This is a genomic window from Parenemella sanctibonifatiensis (assembly GCF_002250565.1).
Lineage (GTDB): Bacteria > Actinomycetota > Actinomycetes > Propionibacteriales > Propionibacteriaceae > Parenemella > Parenemella sanctibonifatiensis.
In genome coordinates, this window is sequence record NZ_NMVJ01000001.1 from 937,244 (window position 1) to 963,537 (window position 26,294).

Sequence of the window (26,294 nt, forward strand, 5' to 3'; positions counted from 1 at the left end):
ACACGGGCTGAGCGGGACGAGTCCTCACCCGGTCGCGCCCCGGAGCGGCAGCTGCCGTGGCGAACGAAACTCACATTCCCGGCCATCGACCGGATCGATGAAGCTGAGGCTCTCGGCGAGCAGTTGCAATGGGGTGGAGAAGTCATCGATGTCGACCTCCTGCTCCACCGGATACAGCGGATCTCCCTGGATCGGGATGCCCAGACCTGCCAGCTGCACCCGGAGTTGGTGAGTCCGCCCGGTGCGCGGCCGCAGCCGATACAGGCCCCGCTCCCCGACCCTCGTCACCAGCTCCAGCTGGGTCTCGGCGTTGGGCGACAGACCGGCGATCTCGTGGGCCTGCCGATCGCCTCGTTCCTTGATGATGTGGCTGCAGACGGTTCGCGGCCACTCCAGTTCGGGCCGAAAACCGGCCAACGCCAGATAGGTTTTGACGGGTTCGCGGCGCTCGAACATCGATTGGTAGGGCGCCCGCCACCGCCGTTCGGTGGTCAGCAGCAAGACCCCGGAGGTGAGCCGGTCCAGCCGGTGTGCGGGTCCCAGTTCGGGCAGGCCGAGCTGGTGGCGCAGGCGTACCACCACCGACTCGGTGACGTGGCGACCGCGCGGGATGCTCGACAGGAAGGGCGGCTTGTCGACCACCACAATCCTGTCGTCACGGTGCAGCACCACCACCTCGCCGGGCACCGTCGGCTCCTCGCGCAACTCCCGGTGGAACCAGACGAACTGGTGTGGCGGCACCGGCTCCGCGGCCCCAACAGAGCTGCCGTCCTGCCACACGAAGGCTTCGGCCGCCAGCATCCGGTCCACCTCAACGGGACCCGCCGGCCCCAGCCGTTCCACCAGATAGGCCCGCATGGTGGGCCAGGGGCGAGGTTGGCCGTGGTCCGGGGTCCGCAGCCAAGCGGCCTGCAGGCCGTGACGCGGAGGCAGTGGGGAACGTGGCGGCACGGGCCGACTGTACGCGGCGATCTGGTCACCGGCTGCCGCCCAACCGGCCACATGGCCTTCCTCGCGCACAAATCGGCGTTGAGCGGCAGCTCACGACCGGATTCGACAACGCCCTTGACTCTCACACCGTGTCAGGCTCCACGATGGATCCATGACCGACACCTCGGCCCTCATGACGATCGGACAGTTCTCCGCGGCGACGCGGATCAGCGTCCGGATGCTGCGGCATTACGACGACAACGGCGTCCTGGCACCGGCGTACGTGGACGATGCCACCGGTTATCGGTGGTACGCCCCGGCGCAGGTCGACGACGCGATCGTGGTCCGGCAGCTGCGTGATGTGGGGTTCGGCGTGCCCGCCATCGGTGCTCTCATGGCCGCTCGCGGCGACTCCACCTTCGGCCGTGCGCTCGACCAGCAGCGCGCCGCCCTCGTGGACAACGCCCGGGGTGTGTCGCACCAGATCGCCCTCATCGACCGGATGCGCCAGGCGCATCACCCCGATCCGTCGGGACAACCGAAGGAGACCACCATGTCCGTCCAGATCGACCAGACCAGCCTCGCGGCCCGCACCGTCGTCGCCGTCCGGGGCACCATCCCCACCTACACCGACGAAGGCATCCTGTGGGGCCAGCTGATGCCGGAGATGGCACGCCAGGGCATCACCCCGATCGGGCCGTGCGGCGCTATCGACCTCGCCGACGAGTATCAGGAGCGCGACGTCGACAAGGAGGTGTACGCCCCGGTCGCGCCGGGCACCACTGCCGAGGATCCGCTCACGGTGCGTGAGCTCGCCGAAACCCCGGCGGTACGCGCCACGCTGACCGGCCCCTTCGAGGGCATCTCGGAGGCCTGCGACCAGCTGGCCCGCTGGGTCGCCTCCCACGGTCACCAAGCGACCGGCGGCATGCACTACATCTATCTCAAGGACATGGAGACCACCCCGCCCGAGGAGCTCGTCACCGAGATCTACCTCCCGGTCGCGCAGTGATGCTGACCAGGTGACGCAGTGATCACGATCCGCTGAGCCACGGCCTGTCGCGGACAACCCCTGCCGCCGGCCGGTCGTGCCGGTCTACGCTTCGCCCATGGTGGCGGGGCGCAGCCGGTACGGCTGGTCGGTGGCGGTGGTGGTCCTCGCCGTGTGTTTCAGCGTGGTCGCGGCCTGGGCGGTCACTCCGCGCGCCCTGCCCGACGCCGACCTCGCCCCGACCGACGGCCTGCAGGGGCATGTGGCGTACGCCGGGGTCCCGCACCTGCAGCAGGACCACCTCTTCGTCGGAGTCAGCGGCTTCATGGAGGCCGGCCCGATGCTCATCAACGCCTGGAGCACCGTCGACGAGGCCGAACAGCAGTCCTGGTGGATCCGCCGTGACAGCGGTCCCGACTCCGCGGTGACCCGGGTGCGCGAATTCACCGAGGCCGGGATTGCCCTCCACGTCGAGGAGTCCTCGGACCTGGTACGCCTGTGGCAGCCCGCCCTCCTCGAGGTCGGTGACCTGGCTGCCGGATCCTGGAGCAGCAACGGCCAACTGGTCGAGGCGACCGCCGCTGAGGTGACCACCAAGCGCTACCGCTCCGAAGCGACCGCCGTCCGCGACGGCGAGTGTTGGCAGATCAGCCAGCGGATCTGGGTCGAAAATGACCAGCGCCACCAGTCCAGCCGCTGGTGTCCTGACCAGGGTGAGGTCTCCCGCGGCGGGGACGCCCCTTCCTTCGACTTCAGCCGGGCGCCGGTTCCCGAGGTCCCGATGCCGCCGCCCACCGGAGCACTCCCGGCGCCCACCCCGGGCGAACCGCAGTGTTCGCTGGCCCGCCATGCCGACAACCCGGCGTCCCTGCTGGTGTTTCCCGTCGGTGGCTTCGAACGCCTCGGCGACAATCTGGTGGCCGGCAACCGCAACAGCAACTCCCTGGTCAGCCTCGACCCGGATCTGACGCTGCGCTGGGTGCGGCATCCGGGCGGCCACCTGCTCCACTTGGCATCCGCCGGGCAGCTCGTCGTGGCCGGCACCACCACCCGGATGGTGACCGCATGGACCGAGACCGGTGAACTGGTGTGGCAGCAGCAGCTCGGTGAGGTGCTGGCGTACCGGCCGGTCTTCCTGGACAGCGGTCACGTGCTGGTGGTCACCGTGGATGGCCACCGCAGCATCCACCGACTCGACACCGGCGAGGTCGTCACCGAATTCGACGGGGACATCGGCGTCGCCGCCGCGGCCGGGCAGCACTGGGCGATCGCCACCGAAGACGAGCTCAGCTTCGGCGACGCATCCGGGACCAGCTGGACCGCAGCGCGCAGCCAGGCCGCCACCGGCGTGACGATCGTGCCGGGCAGTGACCCGCTGGTGCTGGTCGGTGACGACTCCGGCGGACTGACGGCGTACCGCTCCGGCGCCGAGCTGTGGTCGCGCTGGCTGCCCGGCAATGGTGAGGAGATCCTGCCGCTGGCTGGGGAGGGCGGGGGCCAAGAGATTGTCGTGCTGACCGATCAGGGGCTGAGCGTGATCGACAGCAGCGGCGAGGTGCGCTGGGAACGAGGCGGCGACTTCCATGCCGCCGTCGGGCACGGGGATCGGGTGTGGGCGGTCAGCGATGCCGACCTGCTGGAGCTGTCGGCTGGCACCGTGCCGATCGACCAGCGGGTACGCCGGGTCGCCGCCGGGCAACAGCAGGTGCCCGCGCTTCGGGTGGTACCCGGGCCCGACGGAGCCCAGCTCATCGGCCTGAACCGGACGCTGATGGTCTGCCGGTGGTTGCCATGACGGGACAACCGATCACCACGCGGTGGCTGCCCGGGTGGCGCCGGCTGCCGTTGGTCTCGACGGTGCTGGAGTCCGGACCGCGGCCCGCCGAGTGGTCTCGGCCGTTGCAGCTGGTCATGATCGTCGCCGGGCTGGCGGCCGTTGTCGCCATCGGACTGACTCTCACCGCCGGCTGGCTGCGAGCGACGGGCACCCTGGAACTCCTGGGCGAGGGAGCCACGATCCCGGCGGTCGCGATGAATCCGGTGCTGTGGCTGATGGTCGTGGTGATGTCGCTGGCACTGACGGCTGCTCTCCACGTCTCCGGGTGGGTACGCGCCGCCATCTGGTTGGTGTGCTTCAGCGCGGTGGCGCTGCTCACCTCGACCGCCCTGTCGCTGCCCGCGGCCATGGTGGCGGTGGCGTGCCTGGGCGTCTACATCGGTTTTGCGGTGGCGCGGGCGGGACAGGACTTCGCGGCGTACGAGTTTGCGGTCGTGCTGATCCTGGTCAGCGTCTCGGCCGTCGGCCCGAGCCTGCTGTCGGTGTCGACGGCGTACGGCATCGACCTGCGTCCCCAGGCGATCCTCCAGTTCGAGACCTCGGTGATGGTGTTGGCCATCCCGATCCTGATGGTCGCCGGCGTGGCGCTGGCGCAGATCACCGTCCAGTTGGTGCGGTGGGGGACGGCCCAGATCGGCCGGATCGGGGCCACCACCGACCCCGAGGCACCGGCGGGCGGTCCACTGATCGCGGTGGCCTCGGCCCTGACAGTTGCGGTGCTGGTGACAGCGGTCGCGCAGTTCTTTGCTCCGCGGGCGGTCTGGTGGCAGGGGCAGTGGGCGGAGGCGTGGAGTTGTGCAGTGGTGTTGGCTGCGGTCGCGGTGGTCCTGAGGGGGCTGGTCGGTCTCGGCAATCGCGGTCGGTCCTCCCGGCTGCCCCGCAACTGGGAGGACATGACGCTGGCAGTGTCGGCAGCCATCGTCGGGCTGATGGTGCCGATCTCGGTTGTCCTCAGCCTCAGCGCCGTGATCGGCGTCACGGCACCGCAGGTCACCGAGGTCGTCACCGAGATCTGGCGGGCGGTGCTGTCGCCGCCGGCGATCCAGGCCTGGCGCTGTCTGGTGGCGTTGGTGCTGCTGGTCTGGGCGCGGGCACAGCACCGGCGCGGCGGCAGTTGGACGGTGTGGGTGCTGTGCTCCTTCGCGGCGCTCGTCCTGCTGACCTCAGCGTCGGCATGGACGTCGGGCAGGGTCCAGCTCACCGTCGATGACTGGGCGGTGGGGCAGCTGGCGGTGCTGGCGGCGCTGGTCGGAGTGATCGTCGCGGCGGTACGCCGGCGGCTCACCCGGCCGCGGGTGCTGGGTCTGCTCGCCACCGCGGGGTTGGCGCTGGCGATCCCGTTCCGGGAGTTCCTGGCGGCACCGTTGGAGGTGCTGATCGGGGTCGGCGCTGTCGCCGTTGCCCTGCTCGGTGTGGTGTGGGAGCTCGCCACCGGCGCTGACCTGACCCGGCAGGGCTCCCGGGCCTTTCCGCAGGCCACCCGGGTGCTGCTGTGGGCCGCCAATGGGCTGCTGGGTCTCAGCGTGGTGGCGCTGGCCGCGCTGACGCGGGCGCCGGACAGCACCGCCCAGGCCTTCGCCGAATTGGGTGACTACCTGCTCGGCTGGCCCTGGCTGATGGCGGCGCTGATCCTCGGTGTGGTGCAGGCGTGGACGACCGCGGGCCGCACCCGGCCACCTGAGCCCGCGCTGGTGCCCCCGTCCGCGGTGGGCCCACACCCCGCCTTTGCCCCACCGCACCCGGATCAGCGAGTCGGCTGAACGGGCGTACCCTCAAGCCCCGCGACCGAAGCCGAACTGCCGCCAGGCCTCGTAGACGGCGATCCCTGCGCTGGTGGCGAGGTTGAGGGAGCGGCGCCCGGGCAGCATCGGGATCCGAACCTGGGCGGTGATCCGCGGATCAGTCAGCACTTCGGTCGGCAGCCCGCTGGGCTCACAGCCGAAGATCAGCACGTCGCCCGGGCGATAGTCGATCGCTTCGTGACTGACGTCGCCGTGTGAGGTGAAGGCAAGGATCCTGGCGGGCAGCAGGGCGGCGTACGCCTGTTCCAGCCCGTCATGGACCGTGAACGAGGCGAGCTCGTGATAGTCGAGGCCGGCCCGCTTGAGCCGGGCATCGGTCAGCTCGAAGCCGAGCGGTCCGGCCAGGTGCAGCTCGCAGCCGGTGACCGCCGCCAGCCGGATCGTGGCACCGGTGTTCTGCGGGATCCGGGGCTCGTGGAAGAGCACCCGGACCGGGCACGGGGCGGGGTCGGTCTGCTCGGGCATGTCGCCCAGTGTGGCGTACGCCGACCTCACCGGCGTACTTGTCAGCAGAAATGCGACAACCCCATCAGGGTCGGCCCCGGGATGGGGCCGCCCCCGATGGGGTTGCGATGCGGACGGCTCAGGAGCGACGACGCAGCCAGGCGGCAGCGACGACGGCACCCACCGCGACAGCGGTCAGGAGCGGGGCGATGCCGGCGCCGGTGTCGGGCAGACCGGGGCGATCGTCACCGGAGGTGGGGCTGGCCGAGCCGGTCGGAGCCGGGCTGGTCGGAGCCGGGCTGGTCGGGGCCGGGCTGGTCGGAGCCGGGCTGGTCGGAGCCGGGCTGGTCGGAGCCGGGCTGGTCGGGGCCGGGCTGGTCGGGGTCACCGAACCGGTCGGAGCCGGGCTGGTCGGATCCGGGCTGGGAGCAGGCGTCGTGGGCGCCGGCACCAACTGCAGACCGACGAGGACCGGGTCGTGGTCGCTGGACCGAAACTCGGACTCGTCGAAGAGCGCGTCCTCAGCGTCCTGCTTGAACTCCATCGAGTAGTCGATCAGGCTCGCCTCGTCGGAGTTGATGTGCCAGTCGGCAGCACCGGTCACCTTGGGCTGCAGGGCCTCGTTCGCCAGCGCGTGGTCGAGATAGCCGAGCTGGCCGTCGAAGACGTAGGAGTAAGCCTGGTCGCCCTGGAACTGCTTGATCAGGTCGGTGTAGCCAGCGGCCTCAAGCGTCGTGATCGGTGACTCGTAGTCGTAGGAGTTGAGGTCGCCGATGATGAGAACGTTGTCGGAGGCTTCAACCTCGGCTCCATCGGCCAGCCAGTCCGCGAGCGCCTGGGCGCCTTCCGTGCGGGTCTGGTTGCAGTTGCCGACACCGTCAGCGCCCTCGTTGGGTTCGTTGCATTCCGAGCCCTTCGACTTGAGGTGGTTGACGGCCACGGTCACGGTCTCGCCACTGGAGAGTTCCTCGAAGGTCTGGGCCAGGGCGGGGCGGTGCCGGCTGATGTCGAAGTTCGGGTCGTCGTCGAGGACGTCGAAGTCACCGACCGGAGCCACCAGTGCGGGCTGGTAGATGAAGGCGGTGGTGATCTCATCGGTGCCCAGTGCACCGGTCTCGATCGCAGCCCACTTCTCCTCGCCGGCAGCCTCGTTGAGGGCGTCGACGAGAGTCAGCAGCGCCTCGCTGTTCTCGCTGTTCTCGATCTCGTTGAGACCCACGACGGCGGCATCGGCCTTGTTGATCGCGGTCACGATCTTGGCCTGCTGCCGAGCCAGTTCCTCCTCGGTGGTGGCACCGCGCGAGTTGAGGGTGGTGAAGTAGTTGAGGACGTTGAAGGAGCCGACCTGCAGCGAGCCGCCGACCTCGGGGGCGGACTCCGGGCGTACGTTGACGGACTGGATGTCGCCGGTCTTGCGACCCTCCACGGTGCCGCCCGCCGGGTCGACCGGGTGGATCCGGTAGAGGTCGAAGCCGAAGCTCAGTACGCCGGTCGGACTCTGCACCAGGTCGCCGCCGCGGAAGGCGTTGTCGAGGGTGAACTCCTCACCGGTGGGCAGGTATGCCGGACTCGGGTTCTGGGTGTTGCGACCGTCGTCGAGCGTGACCCGGCTGAGCAGGTTCTGCTCGGCCAACGCGACTGCCTCGGGACTGCCGGGCGCGTGCAGCGCGGTCGGCTGGAACTGCCGGTCGGTGCCGACGGCGATCTCGCCGTAGCGGCCGTAGTTGTAGTACTCGAGGATCGCCAGATCCTGCGGGACGGTGACGAGCATGCCCTCGTGGGCCTCGAACACGCCCAGGTCAGCAACCGGGAGCGTGATCTCGGCCGGGGTGATCTCGATCGCGGCCGGGCTGATCTCGGTGTCGGGGACGATCGTGAGCGAGGAGAGGCTGACCTGGGTCAGGCCGTAGTACTCGCTGACGCGGCCCTGGATGCGTACCTCATCACCGATCGCGAGGTCGTCGGTGTTGTTGGGCGCATAGACGAACAGGCCATCGGAGGTGGCGGGGTTGTCGTCGCCGCCGTCCTGGATGAAGAAGCCGTTGTAGCCCGTGGTGCGGTGGTCAGCGGTGACGACGCCCTGCACGGTGACGGTCTGGCCCTGCATTGGGGACGCATCGCCCTCGCCCTGCACGGCGCCGATGGCGGTGACGTCACCTGGTGCGGTCGGCGTGCTGGTGGGGGTGGCCGTCGGGCTCGGGGAGCTGGTGGGGGTCCCAGTCGGGCTGGCGGTGCCCGTCGGAGTCACAGTGGGGCCGTCGTAGGAGTGGCTGCCCAGACCATCGAAAGTGTCGGTCGGGAGACTCTCCCACTGGACGCTCGCGTCGAAGGCGTCGGTGGTGGTGGTGTCGGGTTGAGCGGTGCGCCGCAGCGTCACGTTGGTGCCGAAATCGTCGACGACACCGACCTGACCGAAGGAGTCGACCACGGTCTCGCCGCTGAAGAGCACGATGGCGTCGTCGCCGTTCCACAGGCCCGCGGAGGTGACCTGGTCGGCCAGACCAAGGATCTCAGCTCCGGCGTTGTTCTTGGCCAGCACGAAGGTCTCACCCGGGGCAAGTGTGCCCTCCAAGGTGATGTTGCCGCCGCTGGGGTTGGTGCCGCCGTTGGCGTAGACCGCGACCCGATACTGGGACAGGTCGATTGCGCTACCGGTCGGGTTGTAGATCTCCAGGGCCTTGTTGTTGCTGGTGCCCTCGATGTATTCGCTGATGAACAGGTCGGTGGCCTGGGCATTGGCCGGTGTCGAGGCGAGCGGCAACGCCCACGCTCCGACGACCAACGCCGCGGCAGCGATGCCCGCGCGCAGCTTGCTGGTGAACTTCATTCGGCTTCCTCACGTAGGGGGTCGCCTGCCAGCCAACGTGGCGCCAGCGACAGCCAACGGGAGATCAGGTGAACAGCGCATGAAAGGTGAGCGACCGGCTGCCCAACCTTCGCGGAGCGTGAATGAGAACAGCCCCTCCGCACGAAGCGAAGGGGCTGGATCGGCGCGCCCGGAGGGATTCGAACCCCCAACCTCCTGATCCGTAGTCAGGTGCTCTATCCGTTAAGCTACGGGCGCAGTTGGAACCGAGGACCAACTGTACGCGAGTGCGTGGCCGTGGTCCAATCGAGTTTCCGACGCCCACCGTAGGCCGCCTGACTGACCCCGGCACATCGGAGGAGTAACGTCCCAGCACGTGCCCATCACCCATGACGCGTTCCCCGGCCCGAGCCAGGGACACGGGCAGGGGCGTACCCTCACCATCTCCCAAGCCCGCCTCACCCCCGACGCCGAACCGGTCGACGTGACGGTTGCCGACGGCCGCATCGTCGCCATCGGCGAGGCCGCTCCAGCCGACTCCGCCAGATTGGAAGCCGACGGCCGCTGGCTGGTGCCGGGCTTCGTCGACACCCACTCCCACGCGGACACCATGGTGCGCGACCCGGACATCCAGGCCGCACTGCTGCGGCAGGGAATCACGACCGTCATCACCGGCCAGGACGGCGTCTCGCCCGTGCCCGGCGTACCCGACTGGGCCGATGCCTACTTCGGGGCCCTGTTGGGGCCCGTCGCCGAAGCCTCCAGCAGCATCGCCGACCACCTGGCCTCCTGCGACGGCAGCAGCGCGGTCAACGTCGCCACCTGCGTCCCCGCTGGCTCGGTCCGGTATGCCGTCTGTGGGCACGACCCGACGCCGGCCACCTCCGAGCAGCGCCAGGCAATGGTCGACCTGGTCCGGCAAGGGATGACCGAGGGCGCGGTCGGGCTGTCGAGCGGGCTGGAGTATGTCCCCGGCGCCTTCAGCGACACTGCCGAACTGATCGACCTGTGCGCTCCGGTTGCCGCCGCCGGCGGCGTGTACGTGTCCCACCTGCGTGGTTACGAGGCCGACCTGCCCATCGGGATGGGTGAGCTGGCCGCCATCGCCGTGGCCGCCGGCGTACGTGTCCACGCCTCGCACCTGCACGCCCCCAGCGAGTTGGTGATGGCCGGGTTGGCCCAGGCCGCCGATCGGGGTGCCGATGTCAGCTTTGACATGTATCCCTATCGCAGCGGGATGTCGCTGCTGGCGATGCCGATGTTGCCGCTGCAGGCCCAGACCAACGGTCCGGCCGCAACCCTGGCGGGGCTGCGGGTGACCGGCACCGAACGGGAGGAGCTGGAGGCCAGCGTCGCCGCGAGGGGCCGGGCCCGACCCGACTTGGGCGCCCAATGGGCCGAACTCACCACGATCGCCTCCGTCGCCGATCCCGCCGACCGCTGGGCCGAAGGACTCAGCCTGGCCGCCGCCGCCGGGCGTACCGGCCAGTCTCCCGAGGCGCTGGTGGTCGACCTGCTGATCCGCAGCGAGTTGAAGGTGTCGGTGGTGTTCCGCGCCACCGCGCTGCGGCCCCGCGACGACCTGACCCGGATCCTGTCCCACCCGGCGCATCTCTACGGCTCGGACGGGATCTACGTCGGCGGTTTCCCGCACCCGCGAGGATTCGGCGGGGTGGGCCGCTACCTCACGGGCTATGTGCGGGGCGACCTGCTGGATGCGACGTCGGAGCGCGAGCGTCCGGACTGGCCCGGCGCGGTGGCCCATCTGTCCACTGGCGCGGTCGACCGGTTCAGCCTGGGTCGCCGCGGCCGCATCGAGGTCGGAGCGATCGCCGACCTGGCGCTCATTGATCTTGACCAGCTGTCGGACCGGGCAACGTACGCCGACCCGCGTCAATCACCCGGCGGCATCGACGATGTTGTGGTGGCCGGCACTCCGGTGCTCCGCGACGGCCAGCTGACGGGCGCCACGCCCGGTGCTGGCGTACGGAGAGAGACCCGTGGCTGACCGACCGATCCTGAAGAAACTGCCCGGGCTGGGGCTCTGCGCCGTCGCGGTGGCGGTGTCGATGCTGCTCGCGCAGGTGATTCCGTACGCCAGCGCGCTGCTGGTCGCGATCGTCCTCGGCATCCTGGTCCGCAACCTGGTCCCGGCGTCGCGCTGGCCCGAGGCGGTGGACCCCGGCCTGGCATTCGCCGCGAAACCGCTGCTGCGCCTCGGCGTGGTGTGTCTCGGTGCCCAGCTGGCGGTCGGCGACATCCTCGGCCTGGGCGCCGGCACCATCGCGCTGGTCGTCGTCGCGGTGCTGGGGGGTTTCTTCGCGGCCGTCGGGCTGGGCCGACTGATGAAGCTGCCGACCGACCTGACCATTCTCATTGCATCGGGCTTCTCGATCTGTGGTGCGGCCGCCGTCGCCGGCGCCGATTCGGCGATTCCGGCGAAGAAGGAACACACCACCGCCGCGGTCGCGCTGGTCGTGGTGTTCGGCACCCTGATGATCGCGGTGGTGCCGCTGTCGGCGACCGGCTTCGGACTGAGTCCCGAATTCGTCGGGCTGTGGACCGGTGCGTCGGTGCACGAGGTTGCCCAGGTGGTCGCGATCGGCGGCATCGTCGGCGGCGGCGCGCTGGAGATTGCCGTCGTGGTGAAGCTGGCCCGGGTCCTGATGCTGGCCGTCGTGATCGCCGGCCTGAGCCTGTGGCAGCGGCGTCAGCCCACCGTCGAAGGCGCGCCCAGTGGCAAGCGGCCGCCCTTGGTGCCGCTGTTCGTGATCGGCTTCATCGCGCTGGTCACGTTGCGCAGCATCGGGCTGATCCCGGACGCGGCGTTGCCGTGGTTCTCGACGGCCCAGTCAATCCTGCTGGCGGCCGCGATGTTTGCGCTGGGTGCCGGCGTACGGGTGAAGCAACTCGCCGAACTCGGCCCCAAGCCCGCCGTCCACGCACTGCTCACTACGGTGGTGATGAGCGCCATCGGGATCGGCGGCGCGGCCATGATCGTGAGCTGACCCGTCGCTGGGTGGGCCCGATCGCGAGTTGACCTGCTTGCCAACTGAGACCTGGAGGCACCGTGACCGATCAGCTGCGATTCCTGCCCGAGCCGGGCATCGATCCTGCCGGGCTGCCGTTGAGTGAGCTGCGGCCGCCGTTCATGACGGTGAACCGCAGCGCGATCGAACACAATGCCGCCGAGATGGCGCGGTGGTGCCGGGCGCAGGACGTACTGCTCGCCCCACACGGCAAAACGACGATGTCACCGTGGCTGTGGCAGCTGCAGCTCGACCAGGGCGCCTGGGGCATCACCGTCGCGACCGAACAGCAGCTGGTGACCGCCTATCGGCTCGGGGTCCGCCGGGTGGCGCTGGCCAACAATCTGGTGCGCCCCGCGGCGCTGCGGTGGTTGGCCGGGGTGCTCGCCGATGATGCGGGCTTCGAGTTCGTGTGCTGGGTGGACTCAGTGGCGGTGGTGGAACAGATGGCGCGGGTGCTCGGCGAGGTGGTGCGGCCGGTGCCGGTGCTGGTGGAGCTCGGGATGGAGCAGGGCCGGACCGGCGCGCGCGGTCTGCCGGAAGCCTTGGCGGTCGCCGAGGCGGTCGGGCGTACGCCGAGTCTGAGTCTGGCCGGGGTTGCCGGCTACGAGGGCCTGGTGCACGGCGAGGAGGGACTGGAGCAGGCGCGTTCGTATCTGCGGGACGTCTCAACCCTGGCGAAGACCGTGCTGCCATTGGTCAGCGGCCCGGCGGTCATCTCGGCCGGCGGCAGTGCCTACTTCGACGTGGTCGCCGAGGAATTGGGTGAGCTGCGCGACGAACGTACTGAGTTGCTGCTGCGCAGCGGGGCCTACATCACCCACGACGACGGCGCGTACACCGGCTGGACGCCGCGACACCGCGGCGCCGCAGAGGATCCGAGCCAGCCCGACTTCCAACCGGCACTGCGGGTCTGGGCGACGGTGATCAGCCAGCCCGAACCGGGCCTGGTGCTGCTCGACGCGGGGCGGCGTGACCTGCCCGACGACTCCGGGATGCCGATGCCACGCGGCGTCGTGCAGGTCGGCGCCGACGGCAGCTGGGGCGAGCTGAAGCCGTACGCGGGCGAGGTCACCGAGCTGAACGACCACCACTGCTTCGTTCGCTGCGAACCCGGCACCGAGCCCGCCGTCGGCGACGTGGTGTCGCTCGGCATCTCCCACCCCTGCACGGCCCTGGACCGCTGGCGCGGCCTGGTCGTGATCCCCTCGGCCGAGGATCTGGTCGTCGACCGGGTGGAACTGACCTACTTCTGAGCTGCCGCCAGGCGCTGATGAATTGCGGCTGGCCGGCCGCGGCCGGGTCCCCTGAAATGTCCCTCCCAGCCCGTCACAGATGGCAATACGTCATCGGCTCCCCAGATCTGGTGACGTTTCAGGGGCGCCCCCACGGCCCCGTGCCGATCTGGCATGCGCGGGCAGCCCCCTGAAACATCCGCCCCAGTGCATGGCGGATGGCAATACGCCATCGGGACCCCGGAACCAGGGACGTTTCAGGGGCGCACCGCGGCCAGGTCACCGTGGCGCCGGGACCCCGGACCCTGGCGGGTGTGCTGCTCGACGACCTGGAAGCCGGCCTCCGCCACCCGCTGCGCGATCCACGGCAGCGGCCAGGCGTACGCCGTGACCACAGCATGATCAAAAGGCGCCAGCTCGTCGGCGGCGAAGTGTCCGAGCAGCAGGCTGCCGCCCGGGCGCAGCGCCCGAAAACAGTGGAGAAGCGCAGCATCCAGCTGATCGGGCGGCAGGTGGATCAGCGAGTACCAAGCCAGAATCCCGCCGAGGTTGCCGTCCGGGGCCAGGTCCACCACCCCACCGACCTGGAAGTCCACGCCGGGAAACCGGCGCCGGGCATCGGCGACGAACTCGGTCACCGGATCGACCCCGGCGATCTCGACTCCGAGACCGTGCAGGTGAGCGGTCCAGTGGCCAGGCCCGGCACCGAGATCCAGCACTGGACCGGTCACGCATGTCCCCCATCCAGCGATGAGGTCCCGATCCGTTGGCGCCGTGGCCTCCATCGAACCGAGCTTGTCGATGTACTCCTCGGCCCGCGCGGCGTACGCCTGCCTCACCTGCTCCATGCGGCCATGCTCGCAGCCCCTGATACGTCCGCGCTGATCGGTCACCGATGGCAATACGCAATCGGCACCCTCGATCCGCGGACGGTTCAGGGGCGCACTGGGCACACAAAAAGTCCTGAGCCGCGCACCCGATGGGTACGCGGCTCAGGACGGTGGCGGAGGTGGCGGGATTTGAACCCGCGATGGGGTTGAAGCCCCAAACCCGCTTAGCAGGCGGGCGCCATAGACCGGACTAGGCGACACCTCCCCGGGCCCACCATCCCCGACCGAAGCCGGAGCGAGGCACGCCCAAGCCAACACTTTAGCGGCTGGCGACACTCAGCCTCAAACTGTGCAAACGGCGTCCGAGGCCGAGAGGTGCGACCACGGGCCGGTGCGGGTCTGCCCCAGGGGGCATGGCCGGGCCTCAACCCCGGCATCAGCGTTGTATCGGCATCCTTGGGACTGGTCCTAGACTGACCCGCGGGTCCGCTGGGGGTGGACTCACCTGACAGCTCGACCAACCTGCAAGGATCGCGATGACGACAGCTGACACCGACCCGGCGTCACCGCCTGCCGCCGCGCCCGAGCATCAGTTCCGCAAGTCGCTGGGCTGGACCGCATTGTCGGCGGCCGCGCCGGGCAGTGGCCTCATCAAGTCGGGCCACCGCATCCTCGGCGGCGTCGTGCTCGGAGCCTTCGCGCTGGCCGTGGTCGGGCTGGTGGCGTACGGCGTCTGGGGCATCCAGGACATCGGTCGGCTCGCTGGCCATGCCACCAACGCTCCGGCGCTGCGGGTGCTCACCTTCGTGCTGATCCTGGTGGCGCTCGGCTGGGTGACCTCCCTGGTCGCCAGTCACCTCTTTCTCCGGCCGGGCAAGCTGAGCAACACCCAGCGGCTGGTCGGCTCGATCTTCGTCGCCGGGCTGTCGCTGGTGATCGCCACTCCGCTGGCGGTGGCCGCTCGTTATTCGTGGGACCAGGCCAACCTGCTGGATGCGATCTTCGGCTCCGAGGACGACACCAAGTCCGCCACCCGCACCCAGCTCGACCCCAACGATGAGGACCCCTGGGACGGCAAGGACCGCGTCAACCTGTTGCTGCTCGGTGCCGACTCCACCGACACCCGGGTCGGCGTCCGCACCGACACCGTGATGGTCGCCAGCGTCGACACCCGCACCGGCAACACCTCGCTGTTCGCACTGCCGCGCAACACCCAGCACATGCCCTTCCCGGAGGATTCCCCGCTCTCGCAGATCTATCCCGACGGCTTCGTCGACCCCGACGGCATTGATGGCGAGTCCTATCTGTACGCGATGTATGAGAACGTCGCGCAGAATCCGGAGGTGCCGCCGAACATCCTCGGCGAGACCGACTACTTCGGCGCCGACGTCCTCAAGCTGTCCACCGGCGAGGCACTCGGGCTCACCATCGACTACTTCGTGATGATCAACATCGAGGGCTTCACCGCCCTGGTCGAGGCGCTCGGCGGCATCACCGTCAACGTCAACGAGCGGGTGCCGATGGGCGGCAACACCGACCGCGACATCAAGCCCTTCGCCTACATCGAGCCCGGCCCCGACAAGCACCTCAACGGCCGCGAGGCGCTGTGGTTCGCGCGCGGCCGGTACGGCTCCAGCGACTATCAGCGGATGGATCGGCAGCGCTGCGTCATCGCCGCCATGATCAAGCAGGTCAACCCGGCCAACCTCATCACCAAGTACGAGGCCGTCGCGAGCGCCTCCCAGAACATCATCAGCACCGACATCCCTCGTCAGGTGCTGCCCCAGTTCGTCGATCTCGGGCTGAAGGTGCAGCAGGCCAACGTCCGCAGCCTCACCTTCAACCGCGACAACGGCTTCATCAGCGAGGATCCGGACTTCGACTTGGTACGCCGCCAGGTCGACGAGACGATCGGTCGGGCCCAGCAGCCCAGCCCGGAACCGAGCCCGGCACCTGCACCGCCGCAGACCAGCGAGCCGCAGCCGAGTGAGCCGGAGCCGAGCCCCTCACCCAGCCCGACACCGGAACTGCCGCCCTCCCCGGAGGCCTCCACTCCGGGCACCCCGCAGCCGCCGGAACCTCCGCCGGACACGGACATCCAGGACGCCTGCGCCTACAACCCGGCTCAGGCGACAGCGACCCCGACGCCCTGAGGTTTCGAGGTCCGTACGCCACTGGGTCGCCTCAGCCGTGCAGGCCCCGGCTGGCGTCCAGCCGGGTGACCATCTCGCGCGCGATCGCCATGATCGTGTCGGCCTGATGGGCCGGGTGCACCAGGTGCACCCTGGCGTCGGGGCCGTGATAGATCAGCAGCCGATCATCGGTGCCCGTCACCTTGGTGACTTCGGCCCAAGCCCCTTCCCGACGTTGCGCCGCCGGGCCAAGGATCTGATAGCCGTCGGCATCCAGCACCACCTCCACGGTGGCGAGCTGTCGCGACCGGAGGACCAGGACGGCGTACGCGATCAGGGCCACCACGATCACGCCCAGCAGGGCGTAGGGGATCACCGAGTCGAGCATCTGACCGGCGACGAAGGCGACCGCCATCAGCAGGACGCCGACCACAACCACCAGGATCGCTCCGAGCGGGACCCGCGGTCGCAGGCGAAACGTCGTCATCACATCTCCAGACAGGTTCGGGGCGGCGAGGGTGGGATTCGAACCCACGGAACGGTCACCCGCTCGGCCGCTTTCAAGGCGGCTGCACTAGTCCACTATGCGACCTCGCCGAGGCGCCCAGTCGTGGCGCCACGTGCCGGACTGCCGGCATCGGACCCATCCTAACCAGACCCACCGACGTCCGCCGACCGCACATTCTGGCACGTCAGCGTACGTCTCACACCCCCGGTGCTACCTGTCGGATACCGCGGTCCGATGCCTGACCCACCAACCCCGGGAAGGATCGGGTCGTGCCCTTCTTCGCCCTGACCGCCGCCCTCGCCGTCATCGCCGGTCTGCTGTGTCGGCTCGGCAGCGCCGTCATCCCCAGCCCGTGGCCCGCCCTATTGACCACCAGCGCAACCTGGGGACTGCTGGTCTGGGGCGTGCTCTCGGTGGCATTCCGGTACGCCGGCCGCTCCCGGCACGCGCAGAGCCGGCTCGGATTCGTGCTCGCCGGGGCCGGGGCGATGGTGGTGCTGCTGGTCACCTCCGGAGCCTGGACAGCACCACTGAGCATCGCGGCCGCCCTTGTCGCGGGCAGCCTGGTCGGCTTCTGCGCCGAGCGCACCAGCAGTGGCGAATCGGCCTGGCTGGGTGTCATCGGCGGCCTGTTGATGGGCGAAGGGGCGTACGGCGTGATCCTTGACGTCAGCCCGGACCACGCCAGCATCCAGTACTGGACAGAACTCATGGTTGGTGCCGCAGTCGCGTTGATCCCACGCCAGCGGGTCCGTTCCTTGGTGGTGGCGCTGGGGATCGCGGTGGTCATCGCGTTGGGGTGCCTGGCGTACGACTCGCTGCGGTAGCCCTTCTACAGTGGCTCCATGCGCGCCGTGATCCAGCCCGACCCGAGCAACACCGCCCCCGACAGCCTGCAGGTGGGCGACATACCACGCCCGACCCCGGGCCCGGGTGAGGTACTGATCCGGGTCACCGCGGCCGGCGTCAATCGCGCCGACACGCTGCAACGACAGGGCAATTATCCGCCCCCGAAGGGTGCCAGCGAGACCATTGGCCTCGAGGTCAGCGGCCACATCGCCACGATCGGACCCGGCGTACGGGACTGGAAGTTGGGACAGCCCTGTGTCGCGTTGCTCGCCGGCGGCGGGTACGCCGAGTACGTTGCGGTGCCCGCGGGACAGGTCGTTTCCCCACCCGAAGGCATCGATCTGGTGTCGGCGGCCGGATTGATCGAAGTGGCCGCGACGGTGGTCTCCAACCTGGAGCTGGCCGGACTGCAGCGCCGCGACACCATCCTGATCCACGGCGGCGCCGGCGGCATCGGCGGGTTTGCGATCCCCTACGCCAAGCATCTCGGCGCCCGCGTGATCTCCACTGCCGGCAGCGAGGAGAAGCGGCAGCACTGCCGCCGGCTCGGCGCCGACGTGGTGTTGGACCACCATGAGGACTGGGCCGCCGGCGTACGCGACGCCGCCGAGGGTGGGGTCGATGTGATCCTCGACATCATCGGCGCGAAGTATCTCCACGACCACCTGAAGCTGCTCGCGACCGGCGGCCGGATCATCACGATCGGGCTCCAGGGCGGCACGAAGGCCGAGCTGAATCTGGGGTTGCTGCTCGCCAAGCGGGCCTCGATCCACGCCACCGGGCTGCGCGCGCGGCCGGTCAGTGAGAAGACCGCCATCGTCAACCGGGTGGTCGAGAAGGTCTGGCCGCTGCTCGTCAATGGCACCATCCCGCTCGCGCAGGAACGCCGCTATCCCTTGGCTGCGGTGGCCGACGCGCACGCCCATCTGGACTCGGGTGAGGCCAGCGGCAAGCTCATCCTCACGCTCTGAGCCGGGCGTACGCCCCAGCGCAGCACCGACCGGCCAAGGCGGGGTCGCCCGCCCCTGAAACGTCCCCGCCAGCCGATCGTCGATCTCGATGTGCGCGCGGCTCGCGCCAACGGCGGACGATTCAGGGCCAGCTCGCCGGCCTCAAACCCGGGCCAGCACCTCGCCGTGCAGCAGGCTCATCCAGGCGTTCGGATCCTGCCCCCAACGACGCCAGGCCGCCGCGATTTCGTCCAGCTCATCGGCGGTGCTGTGGCCGCCTGCGATCAGTTGCTCATGGATGGCGGAGTGGAGAATCCGCTCGGCCCACATGTCGCCCCACCAAGCACACTTGTCCGGCGTCGACCAGCACCAAGTGCTGGAGCTGGCCTCGACCTCGGTGAAGCCGGCCTCGCGGGCCCACCGCTGCAGGTGTCGGCCAGCGTCCGGTTCGCCGCCGCGCTCCCTGGCGGCCACGTCGTACAGCTCCAACCACCGATCCAGCAACGGATCGGCCGGTGTCCACACGAAGCCGTGATAGTCCGAGTCGCGCACCGCGACCAGTCCCCCGGGGCGACAGACCCGACGTAGTTCGGCGAGGGCCTGCACCGGATCGGCCACGTGCTGCAGCACCTGGTGGGCGTGCACGACGTCGAAACTGTCGTCGGGCAGCGGCAGTGCGTGGATGTCACCGACATGCCCCTCGATGGCGAAGCCGCGCCGTTGCGCCTCGGCCAGCGTGAGCGCCAGCGCGTCCTGGTTCATCTCGAGGGCCGCCACCGACCCGACTAGTTCGGCGAGGTCACAGGTGATGGTGCCGGGCCCCGACCCGACGTCCAGGAGTCGTTGATCCGCGCTCAGGTGCGGCAGCAGGTACGCCGCCGAGTCCCGGGCCGTCCGGGTGCGGTGGGAAGAGAGCACCGAGGAATGGTGACCGTGCACATAGCCGACACGAGAGTTCATGACCCATGTCTATGCAAGGCTGGGGCCGCTCGGACACCTTGTCCACATGTCGCGCACCTGATCAGGGCGCCAGCGTCGCACCGTCGCGACCCGGGCCTCGCTCCGCACCGCAGGAATCTCGATTCCCGTCACGAGTACAGGCCTCTGATTATCGCCTGAGTACTCCCACTCAACAAACGAGTACTTGCACTCATTCTTGGCCTTCACGTCGGCGGTCGTCGCGGGCACCATGGAGTCATCGCCTCTTCGGGGCCTGACAAAGATTCACAACAGAAAACCGAGTCCGAGGACGGAACTCACTTCCCGATCGCCCCCGTCCGACCGACTCACCGCAACACCAATGACGAAACATCTCGTGCGACTGACCGCACACACAGAGGGAGACATCATGAGCGCGACACCGTGCAGCCAGCAGGCCGACCTCTTCCAGCACCCCCTGATGGAGGAGCCGCCCACCAGCTCCGCCCGTCCCGATGCCCGCCGTGAGCACACCATGCTCCAGCGTCGCGCCACCAATGTCTGCGCCAGCTGCCCGCTGCTGGTCGAGTGCCTCTACGAAGCCGTCGTCAAGCACGACGTCTCCGGCTTCGTCGCCGGCACCACGCAGCGTCAGCGCAACCAGATCCGCGCCCGGCTCGGTTGGAAGGTCGCGCCGGAGGACTTCGACACCTTGGCCGGCGTGACCACCCCGAACCGTCAGATTGACCATGCCGAGGTCGTCCGACTCCGCAACGCCAACCCGACCGAGAGCCTCGAGACCCTGGCCCACCGCCTCGGCTGCTCGCTCTCGACGGTCAAGCGCCACCTGCGCAAGGCTCGCGCCGAGGCCAAGAAGCCGACCCTCACCAAGGTCGCCCCGACCCGCGAAGACGTCATGAAGGCGTACGCCGAGATCTGCACCCCGACTCGGCCGGCCCGTCAGGTCTTCGCCGCCTGATCGGGAGTCCGCCACCGATTTCCACCCTCAGTTCCGAACGCCCGCCGGATCACCGGCGGGCGTTCGTGACGTCTGGGGCAGGCGAACGCCCAGGCGCTACCCTCGGGCGTACGCCTACGCCTCGAGGAGTCTCATGAGCACCATTCGCGCCGCCATCGTCGGCTACGGCAACCTCGGCCAGTCGGTCGAGAAGTTGATCGGCCGCCAGCCCGACATGACCTTGGTCGGGGTGTTTTCCCGCCGCGCCAGCCTCGACACCGAGGCACCGGTGTACCCCGTGGACAGCATCGCCGACCACGCCGACGAGGTCGACGTCCTCTTCCTGTGCCTGGGCAGCGCCAAGGACATCCCCGATCTGGCTCCGCAGTACGCCGCCTTCGCCAACACGGTCGACACCTACGACAACCACCGCGACATCCCGCGGCACCGCAGCGCCATGCATGAGGCCGCCAGCGCCGCCGGCACCACCGCGATCATCTCCACCGGCTGGGACCCGGGCATGTTCTCCCTCAACCGCACCATCGCCAGCGCTGTGCTGCCCGATGCCCAGCAACACACCTTTTGGGGGCCGGGGCTGTCGCAGGGCCATTCCGATGCCGTGCGCGGGGTGGCCGGCGTACGCAAGGGAGTCCAGTACACGCTGCCCTCGGAAGAGGCATTGCAGCAGGCCCGTGCCGGTGAGGCCGGTGGGCTGAGCGGCAAGGAGGCGCACGTACGCCAGTGCTGGATCGTCGCCGACGAGGCCGACCAGGAGCGCATCGCCGAGGAGATCCGCACCATGCCGGACTACTTCGCGGGCTATCGCACCGAGGTCCACTTCATCGACGAGGAGACCTTCGACCGGGACCACACCGGGATGCCACACGGCGGCCACGTGGTCACCACCGCCGACACTGGTGGCCACCACCACTCCATCGAGTACATCCTGAAGTTGGATCGCAATCCCGACTTCACCGCGGCGGTGCAGGTCGCGTACGGTCGCGCGGCACACCGGATGCGGCAGGCCGGCCAAGTCGGTGCCTACACCGTGTTGGAGGTGGCGCCCTATCTGCTGTCGCCGACTCCGCTGGAGGAGCTCATCGCCCGGGACGTGTGATCCCGCACTTCACCCCACGATTCGCGCGCACGGCGTGCAGTCGATCCCCCGCCACCCTCGATTCCCGGGGTCCGGGCGAATCGACTGCACGTCTTGCGCGCTCAGGCGAACCAGCGATCCAGTTCGGTGACGGTCCCGCCGTCGCCGAACCGGCCGGTGACCGCGTCGGCTGCTGCCTTGACGGTCTCGTCGGCGTCGCCGATCGCGACGCCACGGCCGACGAACTCGAGCATTTCGATGTCGTTGCGGCCATCCCCCAACGCCAGTACGTCGGTGGGTTCGATGTCGTAGAGCTCACAGACGTCTGCCAGCGCGGTCGCCTTGCTGACGCCCTCGGGGGCGATGTCGAGCCAGGCCGAATACCCGATGAAGTACTCCACCCCGTGCATGCCCAATGATTCGGCCAAGCTGATGAAGTCGGAGTCGGTCGCCTCCGGGTCGCGGATGATGACGCGACTGACCGGTTCGGCGCTCAGCTCGTCGATGCTCTGCAGCTTCATCTCACCGGTCAGCTCCCCGTCGGGGAAGTGACGATTCAGTCGATAGCCGACACCAACCTCCTCGACCGCGATCGCCGCCTGCGGCACCTCCCGGAGCACCGTGGTGATGACCTCACGCGGGTCGAAGGTGATGAGCTTGTCGATGCTGAACGGTGGATAGCTGGCGCGCACCGAGCCGTTGGAGCAGATCAGCTGCCCCGGTGGCAGGCCCAACGCGTCGTGGATCGGCGCGGTGCCATGCCAGCTGCGACCGGTCGCGAGCACCACGCGTACGTCCTGGTCGAGCGCCCGCTGGACTGCCTGCCGCACCGGGTCGGGCAGGAATCCGGCATGATCGACGACGGTCCCGTCGATGTCGAGGGCGACCATCTTGGGCCGCCAGTTCTTTCCGCGGGAACGCTTCCGATTGAACCACGCCACAGCCGGCTCACTTGACCGGCGTCAGCGCTTCGCGCCCGCCGAAGTAGGGCCGCAGTGCCTCCGGGAGCCGGACCGAGCCGTCCGCCTGCTGGTGGTTCTCCAGGATCATGATGATCGGTCGCGCCATCGAGCAGAGCGTGCCGTTCAACGTCGCGACCGGCGCGGTGCCGTCCTCCCACCGGGCCCGGATGCCAAGGCGGCGGGCCTGGAAGGTGGTGCAGTTCGAGGTCGAGGTGATCTCCCGGTATCGCTGCTGAGTCGGCAGCCAGCCGTAGCAGTCGTACTTGCGGGCGGCGCTCAGCCCCAGGTCGCCGGATGCCACGTCGAGCACCTGGTAGGGGATCTCGAGCAGCTCGATGAACTCCCGTTCGAAGGCGAGCAGCTTGCGGTGCCAGGCATCGGCCTCGTCCGGATGGCAGTGGACGAACATCTCGACCTTGTCGAACCAGTGCACCCGGAAGATACCGCGGGTGTCCTTGCCGTAGGAACCGGCCTCGCGGCGATAACAGGGGCTGAACGCGACGTACTGCAACGGCAGTTGCGCCGGATCGAGGATCTCGTCGCTGTGGTACGCCGCCAGCGCCACCTCCGAGGTCCCCACCAGATAGAGGTCGTCATCGGGCAGGTGATAAACATCGTCGGCGGCCTGGCCCAGGAAGCCGGTGCCCTCCATCGCCTCGGGCTTGACCAGTGCTGGCGGAATCATCGGGGTGAAACCCCATTCGGCAGCCTTGGCCATCGCCAGATTGAGCAGCGCCAACTCCAACTGGGCGCCCTGCCCGGTCAGGAAGTAGAACCGTGAACCGGACACCTTCGCGCCCCGTTCCATGTCGATCGCGGCCAGCATCTCGCCGATCTCCAGGTGGTCGCGCGGCTCGAACCCCTCCGCGGCGAAATCGCGCGGCGTACCGACGGTCTCCAGGACGACCCCATCGTCCTCGCCGCCGGTCGGGACGCCGTCCTCGACAATGTTGCCGAAGCTGCGAGCGAGCTCCTCGAAGCGGGCCTTGTTGTCATCCGCGTCGGCCTGCAACTGCTTCACCTGGGCGGCCAACTCCTTGGTCCGGACCAGCAACTGCTGCTTCTGCTCACCGGATGCCTGGGCGACCTGCTTGCCCATCGACTTCTGCTCGGCGCGAGCCTGCTCGAAGGCGGCGATGCTGGCCCGGTGCGCGGCGTCGGCAGCCACGGCCTCATCCACCAGCTCCTCGGACTCACCGCGGGCGCGCTGGCTGGCCTTGACGACCTCGGGTTCACGACGCAACAGCTTCAGATCAATCACATGCGCCAGCGTAGCGGGACCCGCCGACAACCCCGGGGCGGAGCGTGGCCGGCCGATTCCGTCCGCTCGAAAAGTGTCGGCGCCCCCGGCTAGGCTGCGGAGAAGTTGACCGAAGGAGAGCCGTGAGCGCCCGCCCCGTTCCCGACCCCGAGCCGCCCGCAGCTGTCGCGGCCGAGGCCGGCAGCCGCCTGCCGAGGTCTCCCCTTGCGCTGATGTGGGTGGCCGCGGTGGTGCTGGTCACCGCAGGCTGGTTCGTCGGGGTCGCGCTGGGCTGGATCCGGCCGGTGGACCGGGCGCTGCTCGCGCCGCCGCTGACGCCCGGGTCGGCCATGGTGCAGATCCTCGGCGCCATCGCGCTGCTGACCTGGCCCGGGGTGGCCTGCCTGGCGGCCCTGCTGGTGGCCTGGTGGTGCGCGCGCCGCCGGCTCCACAGCTTTGCGCTCGTGATCGCGCTGGCACCGCTGATCTCCTGGGGGTTGGCAGCCCTGTTCAAACGGCTGTACGCCCTGGATCGGCCGCCCGGCAGTGCCGATCTGGGCCTCATCACCCAGGGCGGTGCGAGTTTCCCGTCCAGTCATGCCGCGGTCGCCGGCGCGACCGCAGCGATGCTGATCGCTGGTTCGCTGGCAACCCGGCAGCGCTACGGCACCCGGGTCGGCTGGCGGATCACGGCGGCGGTCCTGGTCGTCGTGGTGGTGCTGAATCGTTGGCTGCTGCATGCCCACTGGCCCTCCGACATCGTCGGCGGCCTGCTCCTGGGTGCCAGCGTCACCGTGGTGAGCCTGGTGGTCGCCAACCTGCACGTGCTGCCGCCGCACCACCGGCCCGGGCCCGGCACAGCCACCGTTGCGGTGATCCACAACCCGGTCCGGCTGATCGACGTGAAGGTCTTCAAACGCACGGTCGAACACCAGGCCGCGCTGGCCGGCTATCGACCGCCGCTGTGGCTGGAGACCACACCGGACGACATCGGCCCGGGGCAGGTCCGAGCAGCGCTGGCTGCCGGCGCCGATCTCGTGCTGGTCGCCGGCGGTGACGGCACCGTTCGAGCCGTCTGCGATGCGATGGCCGGCAGTGGGGTCCCGATGGCGCTGATCCCGGCCGGCACCACCAATCTGCTCGCGAGGAATCTCGGCGTCCCCACCGACCATGTGGCAGCGCTCGAGAGCGCCTTCCAAGGACAGGTCGAGCCGATCGACCTGGTCCGGCTGAGCGTCAACGGCGGTCCTGCGGCCGGCGGCTCCGAGCACCGCTTCGGCGTGATCGCAGGGGTCGGCATCGATGCGGCGATCATGGGATCGACCAGTGACGAACTCAAACGGTCGTTGGGGACGGCGGCGTACGTGCTGTCCGGACCGCAGGCGCTGCGACACCGACCCTTCGACGTCGAGCTCACTGTCGACGACGACGAACCGATCCACAGTCGAGCCAGCGTGGTGCTGGTCGGCAATGTCGGGCTGATGCCGGGCGGCATCCAGCTGATCCCCGACGCCCGGCCCAATGACGGTCAGGTGGATGTCCTGCTCGCCTCACCCACCGATGTCATGGAGTGGTGGGGCGTGCTGCAACGGATCCTCAGCCAAGGTCGCCACACCACCGATGCGATAAGGCAATACAGGGCCCGCCGGGTCCGGGTGCGGCTGCGGGAGCCTCAGCAGTACCAACTCGACGGTGACGTGATGGGCCCGTGCACCGAGTTCATCGCCGAAGTGGACCCCGGGGCGATCCAGATGATCCACCCTGGGGTACGCCGGGGGCTCAGCCCAGCAGCGAGGTGATCCACTCCTTGGCGGCGCGGAAATCCTCCTCGGCAAACCCGCGGCCCACCTGCGGCGGCTGCTGGTCGGCACGCGGATAGGACCCCAGGAAGTCGACCCGCTGGCTGGACCGCTTCAGACCCATCAGCGCCTCCGCCATTCGCGCCTCGCCGATGTGGCCCTCGGCATCGATCGAGAAACAGTAGGAACCCAGCACCGTCTTGGTGGGCCGGGACTCGATCCGGCACAGGTTCACACCACGGCTCGCGAACTGTTCGAGCAACTCCAGCAGGCTGCCGGGGCGATCGGTGTGCATGTACACCACGACGGTCGTCTTGTCTGCGCCGGTCACCGCCGGCACCGGTCCGGGCCGGCGTACCACCACGAACCGCGTGACTGCGTCGGGATTGTCGGCAATGCCACTGACCAGCGCCTCCAAGCCGTAGAGGTTCGCGGCGACATCGGCGCAGATCGCCGCGTCGAACTCCGAGTCCGGCCGCGCCACCTCCTTGGCCGCGGCGGCGGTGGAGCCACCCGCGACCACGTCAGCCTGCGGCAGGTGCCGGTCGGTCCAGTCGCGGGTCTGCGCGGCGGCATGCGGATGGGTGAGCACTCGGCGTACCTGATTCAGCTCGGTGCCGGGACGTACCGCCAACACGAAGGCCACCGGCAACAGCACCTCCTGGGTGATCTGCAACGGCCGATCCCCGGACAGATTGTCCAAGGTCGCCGAGACGCCACCCTCGACGGAATTCTCGATCGGCACCAGCGCGGCTTCGGCGAGCCCCTCGCGCACCGCATTCAGCGCCTGCGGAACGCTGGCAAAGGGCAGCGCCGGCTGATCGGTGAGCGTCCCGAGGAGGGCCTGATGGGTGAAGGTGCCCTCGGGGCCGAAGTACGCATAGGTCATAGGGATTGCCTAGCCCACAGCGGACTACTGCGGCAACTTCAATTCCACGACTGGGCGCCAGCACCCACATCCAGGCACGACTGTTGAGG

General features: G+C 69.2%; 21 protein-coding genes and 3 tRNA genes. 12 read left to right on the plus strand and 12 right to left on the minus strand.

The window, feature by feature from the left end; translation table 11 throughout:
* Positions 1 to 24: 24 nt before the first annotated feature.
* Entirely contained in the window at positions 25 to 858 is an 834-nt protein-coding gene (locus CGZ91_RS04415) for a pseudouridine synthase (protein ID WP_407670831.1), read from the minus strand.
* Positions 859 to 1,102: 244 nt separating this feature from the next.
* Between CGZ91_RS04415 and CGZ91_RS04420 the strand changes: the two genes are divergently transcribed.
* From CGZ91_RS04420 to CGZ91_RS04430, 3 genes are all read left to right on the plus strand, one after another.
* Positions 1,103 to 1,942, plus strand: coding sequence for a MerR family transcriptional regulator (locus CGZ91_RS04420; protein WP_094452831.1), 840 nt, complete (start codon positions 1,103 to 1,105; stop codon positions 1,940 to 1,942).
* A gap of 97 nt (positions 1,943 to 2,039) precedes the next feature.
* Entirely contained in the window at positions 2,040 to 3,716 is a 1,677-nt protein-coding gene (locus tag CGZ91_RS04425) for a PQQ-binding-like beta-propeller repeat protein (protein ID WP_144276775.1), read from the plus strand.
* Entirely contained in the window at positions 3,713 to 5,518 is a 1,806-nt protein-coding gene (locus CGZ91_RS04430) for a hypothetical protein (protein WP_094452835.1), read from the plus strand. Before CGZ91_RS04425 ends, CGZ91_RS04430 begins: the two co-directional genes overlap by 4 nt.
* 12 nt (positions 5,519 to 5,530) lie before the next feature.
* Here CGZ91_RS04430 and CGZ91_RS04435 read toward each other — a convergent pair whose 3' ends face one another.
* The 3 genes from CGZ91_RS04435 to CGZ91_RS04445 form a co-directional block, all read right to left on the minus strand.
* On the minus strand, positions 5,531 to 6,025 hold the full coding sequence (locus CGZ91_RS04435; RefSeq protein ID WP_094452837.1) for a tRNA (cytidine(34)-2'-O)-methyltransferase: 495 nt from the start codon (positions 6,023 to 6,025) through the stop codon (positions 5,531 to 5,533).
* 118 nt (positions 6,026 to 6,143) lie between these two features.
* Positions 6,144 to 8,831, minus strand: coding sequence for an ExeM/NucH family extracellular endonuclease (locus tag CGZ91_RS14220; RefSeq protein ID WP_094452839.1), 2,688 nt, complete (start codon positions 8,829 to 8,831; stop codon positions 6,144 to 6,146).
* A gap of 164 nt (positions 8,832 to 8,995) precedes the next feature.
* Positions 8,996 to 9,068: transfer RNA gene (locus CGZ91_RS04445), tRNA-Arg, on the minus strand.
* Positions 9,069 to 9,186: 118 nt separating this feature from the next.
* On the opposite strand from CGZ91_RS04445, the gene CGZ91_RS04450 reads away from it, so the two are divergent.
* From CGZ91_RS04450 to CGZ91_RS04460, 3 genes are all read left to right on the plus strand, one after another.
* Positions 9,187 to 10,818 carry an N-acyl-D-amino-acid deacylase family protein gene (locus tag CGZ91_RS04450; RefSeq protein ID WP_179229203.1) on the plus strand — a complete coding sequence of 544 codons (1,632 nt, stop codon included), beginning with the start codon at positions 9,187 to 9,189 and terminating at the stop codon, positions 10,816 to 10,818.
* Entirely contained in the window at positions 10,811 to 11,818 is a 1,008-nt protein-coding gene (locus tag CGZ91_RS04455) for a YeiH family protein (RefSeq protein ID WP_229116417.1), read from the plus strand. The genes CGZ91_RS04450 and CGZ91_RS04455 overlap by 8 nt, the downstream gene beginning before the upstream one ends.
* 62 nt (positions 11,819 to 11,880) lie before the next feature.
* Positions 11,881 to 13,095, plus strand: coding sequence for an alanine racemase (locus CGZ91_RS04460; RefSeq protein WP_094452843.1), 1,215 nt, complete (start codon positions 11,881 to 11,883; stop codon positions 13,093 to 13,095).
* A gap of 236 nt (positions 13,096 to 13,331) precedes the next feature.
* Here CGZ91_RS04460 and CGZ91_RS04465 read toward each other — a convergent pair whose 3' ends face one another.
* Both CGZ91_RS04465 and CGZ91_RS04470 read right to left on the minus strand, forming a co-directional pair.
* The gene (locus CGZ91_RS04465) at positions 13,332 to 13,922 is read right to left on the minus strand and encodes a class I SAM-dependent methyltransferase (protein ID WP_094452845.1); all 591 of its coding nucleotides are present in this window, start codon (positions 13,920 to 13,922) and stop codon (positions 13,332 to 13,334) included.
* Between the two features lie 153 nt (positions 13,923 to 14,075).
* Positions 14,076 to 14,169: transfer RNA gene (locus CGZ91_RS04470), tRNA-Ser, on the minus strand.
* Positions 14,170 to 14,440: 271 nt separating this feature from the next.
* Here CGZ91_RS04470 and CGZ91_RS04475 point away from each other — a divergent pair.
* Complete coding sequence (locus tag CGZ91_RS04475; protein WP_094452847.1) at positions 14,441 to 16,057, plus strand: LCP family protein; 1,617 nt, start codon at positions 14,441 to 14,443, stop codon at positions 16,055 to 16,057.
* A 31-nt stretch (positions 16,058 to 16,088) separates the two neighbouring features.
* Here the strand turns inward: CGZ91_RS04475 and CGZ91_RS04480 are convergent, their stop codons facing one another.
* Both CGZ91_RS04480 and CGZ91_RS04485 read right to left on the minus strand, forming a co-directional pair.
* Entirely contained in the window at positions 16,089 to 16,523 is a 435-nt protein-coding gene (locus CGZ91_RS04480; protein ID WP_094452849.1) for a hypothetical protein, read from the minus strand.
* 23 nt (positions 16,524 to 16,546) lie between these two features.
* Positions 16,547 to 16,633, minus strand: a tRNA-Ser gene (locus CGZ91_RS04485).
* A gap of 180 nt (positions 16,634 to 16,813) precedes the next feature.
* Here CGZ91_RS04485 and CGZ91_RS04490 point away from each other — a divergent pair.
* Complete coding sequence (locus tag CGZ91_RS04490; protein ID WP_094452851.1) at positions 16,814 to 17,371, plus strand: DUF6518 family protein; 558 nt, start codon at positions 16,814 to 16,816, stop codon at positions 17,369 to 17,371.
* Between the two features lie 18 nt (positions 17,372 to 17,389).
* Positions 17,390 to 18,364 (plus strand): NAD(P)H-quinone oxidoreductase, encoded by a 975-nt coding sequence (locus tag CGZ91_RS04495; RefSeq protein ID WP_094452853.1) that lies wholly within the window; start codon positions 17,390 to 17,392, stop codon positions 18,362 to 18,364.
* 141 nt (positions 18,365 to 18,505) lie between these two features.
* Here the strand turns inward: CGZ91_RS04495 and CGZ91_RS04500 are convergent, their stop codons facing one another.
* Positions 18,506 to 19,303 carry a class I SAM-dependent methyltransferase gene (locus CGZ91_RS04500; RefSeq protein ID WP_094452855.1) on the minus strand — a complete coding sequence of 266 codons (798 nt, stop codon included), beginning with the start codon at positions 19,301 to 19,303 and terminating at the stop codon, positions 18,506 to 18,508.
* A 388-nt stretch (positions 19,304 to 19,691) separates the two neighbouring features.
* Between CGZ91_RS04500 and CGZ91_RS04505 the strand changes: the two genes are divergently transcribed.
* Together CGZ91_RS04505 and CGZ91_RS04510 are read left to right on the plus strand one after the other, a co-directional pair.
* Positions 19,692 to 20,240, plus strand: coding sequence for a WhiB family transcriptional regulator (locus CGZ91_RS04505; protein ID WP_179229204.1), 549 nt, complete (start codon positions 19,692 to 19,694; stop codon positions 20,238 to 20,240).
* A gap of 133 nt (positions 20,241 to 20,373) precedes the next feature.
* The gene (locus CGZ91_RS04510) at positions 20,374 to 21,336 is read left to right on the plus strand and encodes a diaminopimelate dehydrogenase (RefSeq protein WP_094452859.1); all 963 of its coding nucleotides are present in this window, start codon (positions 20,374 to 20,376) and stop codon (positions 21,334 to 21,336) included.
* Positions 21,337 to 21,437: 101 nt separating this feature from the next.
* Here CGZ91_RS04510 and CGZ91_RS04515 read toward each other — a convergent pair whose 3' ends face one another.
* Both CGZ91_RS04515 and serS read right to left on the minus strand, forming a co-directional pair.
* On the minus strand, positions 21,438 to 22,205 hold the full coding sequence (locus CGZ91_RS04515; protein ID WP_094451300.1) for an HAD family hydrolase: 768 nt from the start codon (positions 22,203 to 22,205) through the stop codon (positions 21,438 to 21,440).
* Positions 22,206 to 22,263: 58 nt separating this feature from the next.
* On the minus strand, positions 22,264 to 23,538 hold the full coding sequence (gene serS, locus CGZ91_RS04520; RefSeq protein WP_094451282.1) for a serine--tRNA ligase: 1,275 nt from the start codon (positions 23,536 to 23,538) through the stop codon (positions 22,264 to 22,266).
* 122 nt (positions 23,539 to 23,660) lie between these two features.
* On the opposite strand from serS, the gene CGZ91_RS04525 reads away from it, so the two are divergent.
* Positions 23,661 to 25,316 (plus strand): diacylglycerol kinase family protein, encoded by a 1,656-nt coding sequence (locus CGZ91_RS04525; RefSeq protein ID WP_094452861.1) that lies wholly within the window; start codon positions 23,661 to 23,663, stop codon positions 25,314 to 25,316.
* On the opposite strand, the gene pheA is transcribed toward CGZ91_RS04525, so the two are convergent.
* Positions 25,297 to 26,205 carry a prephenate dehydratase gene (pheA, locus tag CGZ91_RS04530; RefSeq protein WP_094451284.1) on the minus strand — a complete coding sequence of 303 codons (909 nt, stop codon included), beginning with the start codon at positions 26,203 to 26,205 and terminating at the stop codon, positions 25,297 to 25,299. The two genes, CGZ91_RS04525 and pheA, sit on opposite strands and share 20 nt — an antisense overlap.
* Between the last annotated feature and the right edge of the window lie 89 nt (positions 26,206 to 26,294).

Excerpts from the sequence above, each read along its gene's own strand:
- pheA (WP_094451284.1), bottom strand. The coding sequence starts at position 26,205 with ATGACCTATGCGTACTTCGGCCCCGAGGGCACCTTCACCCATCAGGCC.
- CGZ91_RS04420 (WP_094452831.1), top strand. The coding sequence starts at position 1,103 with ATGACCGACACCTCGGCCCTCATGACGATCGGACAGTTCTCCGCGGCG.
- CGZ91_RS04480 (WP_094452849.1), bottom strand. The coding sequence starts at position 16,523 with ATGACGACGTTTCGCCTGCGACCGCGGGTCCCGCTCGGAGCGATCCTG.
- CGZ91_RS14220 (WP_094452839.1), bottom strand. The coding sequence starts at position 8,831 with ATGAAGTTCACCAGCAAGCTGCGCGCGGGCATCGCTGCCGCGGCGTTG.
- CGZ91_RS04435 (WP_094452837.1), bottom strand. The coding sequence starts at position 6,025 with ATGCCCGAGCAGACCGACCCCGCCCCGTGCCCGGTCCGGGTGCTCTTC.
- CGZ91_RS04500 (WP_094452855.1), bottom strand. The coding sequence starts at position 19,303 with ATGAACTCTCGTGTCGGCTATGTGCACGGTCACCATTCCTCGGTGCTC.
- CGZ91_RS04465 (WP_094452845.1), bottom strand. The coding sequence starts at position 13,922 with ATGGAGCAGGTGAGGCAGGCGTACGCCGCGCGGGCCGAGGAGTACATC.
- CGZ91_RS04430 (WP_094452835.1), top strand. The coding sequence starts at position 3,713 with ATGACGGGACAACCGATCACCACGCGGTGGCTGCCCGGGTGGCGCCGG.
- CGZ91_RS04505 (WP_179229204.1), top strand. The coding sequence starts at position 19,692 with ATGAGCGCGACACCGTGCAGCCAGCAGGCCGACCTCTTCCAGCACCCC.
- CGZ91_RS04475 (WP_094452847.1), top strand. The coding sequence starts at position 14,441 with ATGACGACAGCTGACACCGACCCGGCGTCACCGCCTGCCGCCGCGCCC.
- CGZ91_RS04415 (WP_407670831.1), bottom strand. The coding sequence starts at position 858 with ATGCGGGCCTATCTGGTGGAACGGCTGGGGCCGGCGGGTCCCGTTGAG.
- CGZ91_RS04425 (WP_144276775.1), top strand. The coding sequence starts at position 2,040 with ATGGTGGCGGGGCGCAGCCGGTACGGCTGGTCGGTGGCGGTGGTGGTC.
- CGZ91_RS04510 (WP_094452859.1), top strand. The coding sequence starts at position 20,374 with ATGAGCACCATTCGCGCCGCCATCGTCGGCTACGGCAACCTCGGCCAG.
- CGZ91_RS04495 (WP_094452853.1), top strand. The coding sequence starts at position 17,390 with ATGCGCGCCGTGATCCAGCCCGACCCGAGCAACACCGCCCCCGACAGC.
- CGZ91_RS04515 (WP_094451300.1), bottom strand. The coding sequence starts at position 22,205 with ATGGTCGCCCTCGACATCGACGGGACCGTCGTCGATCATGCCGGATTC.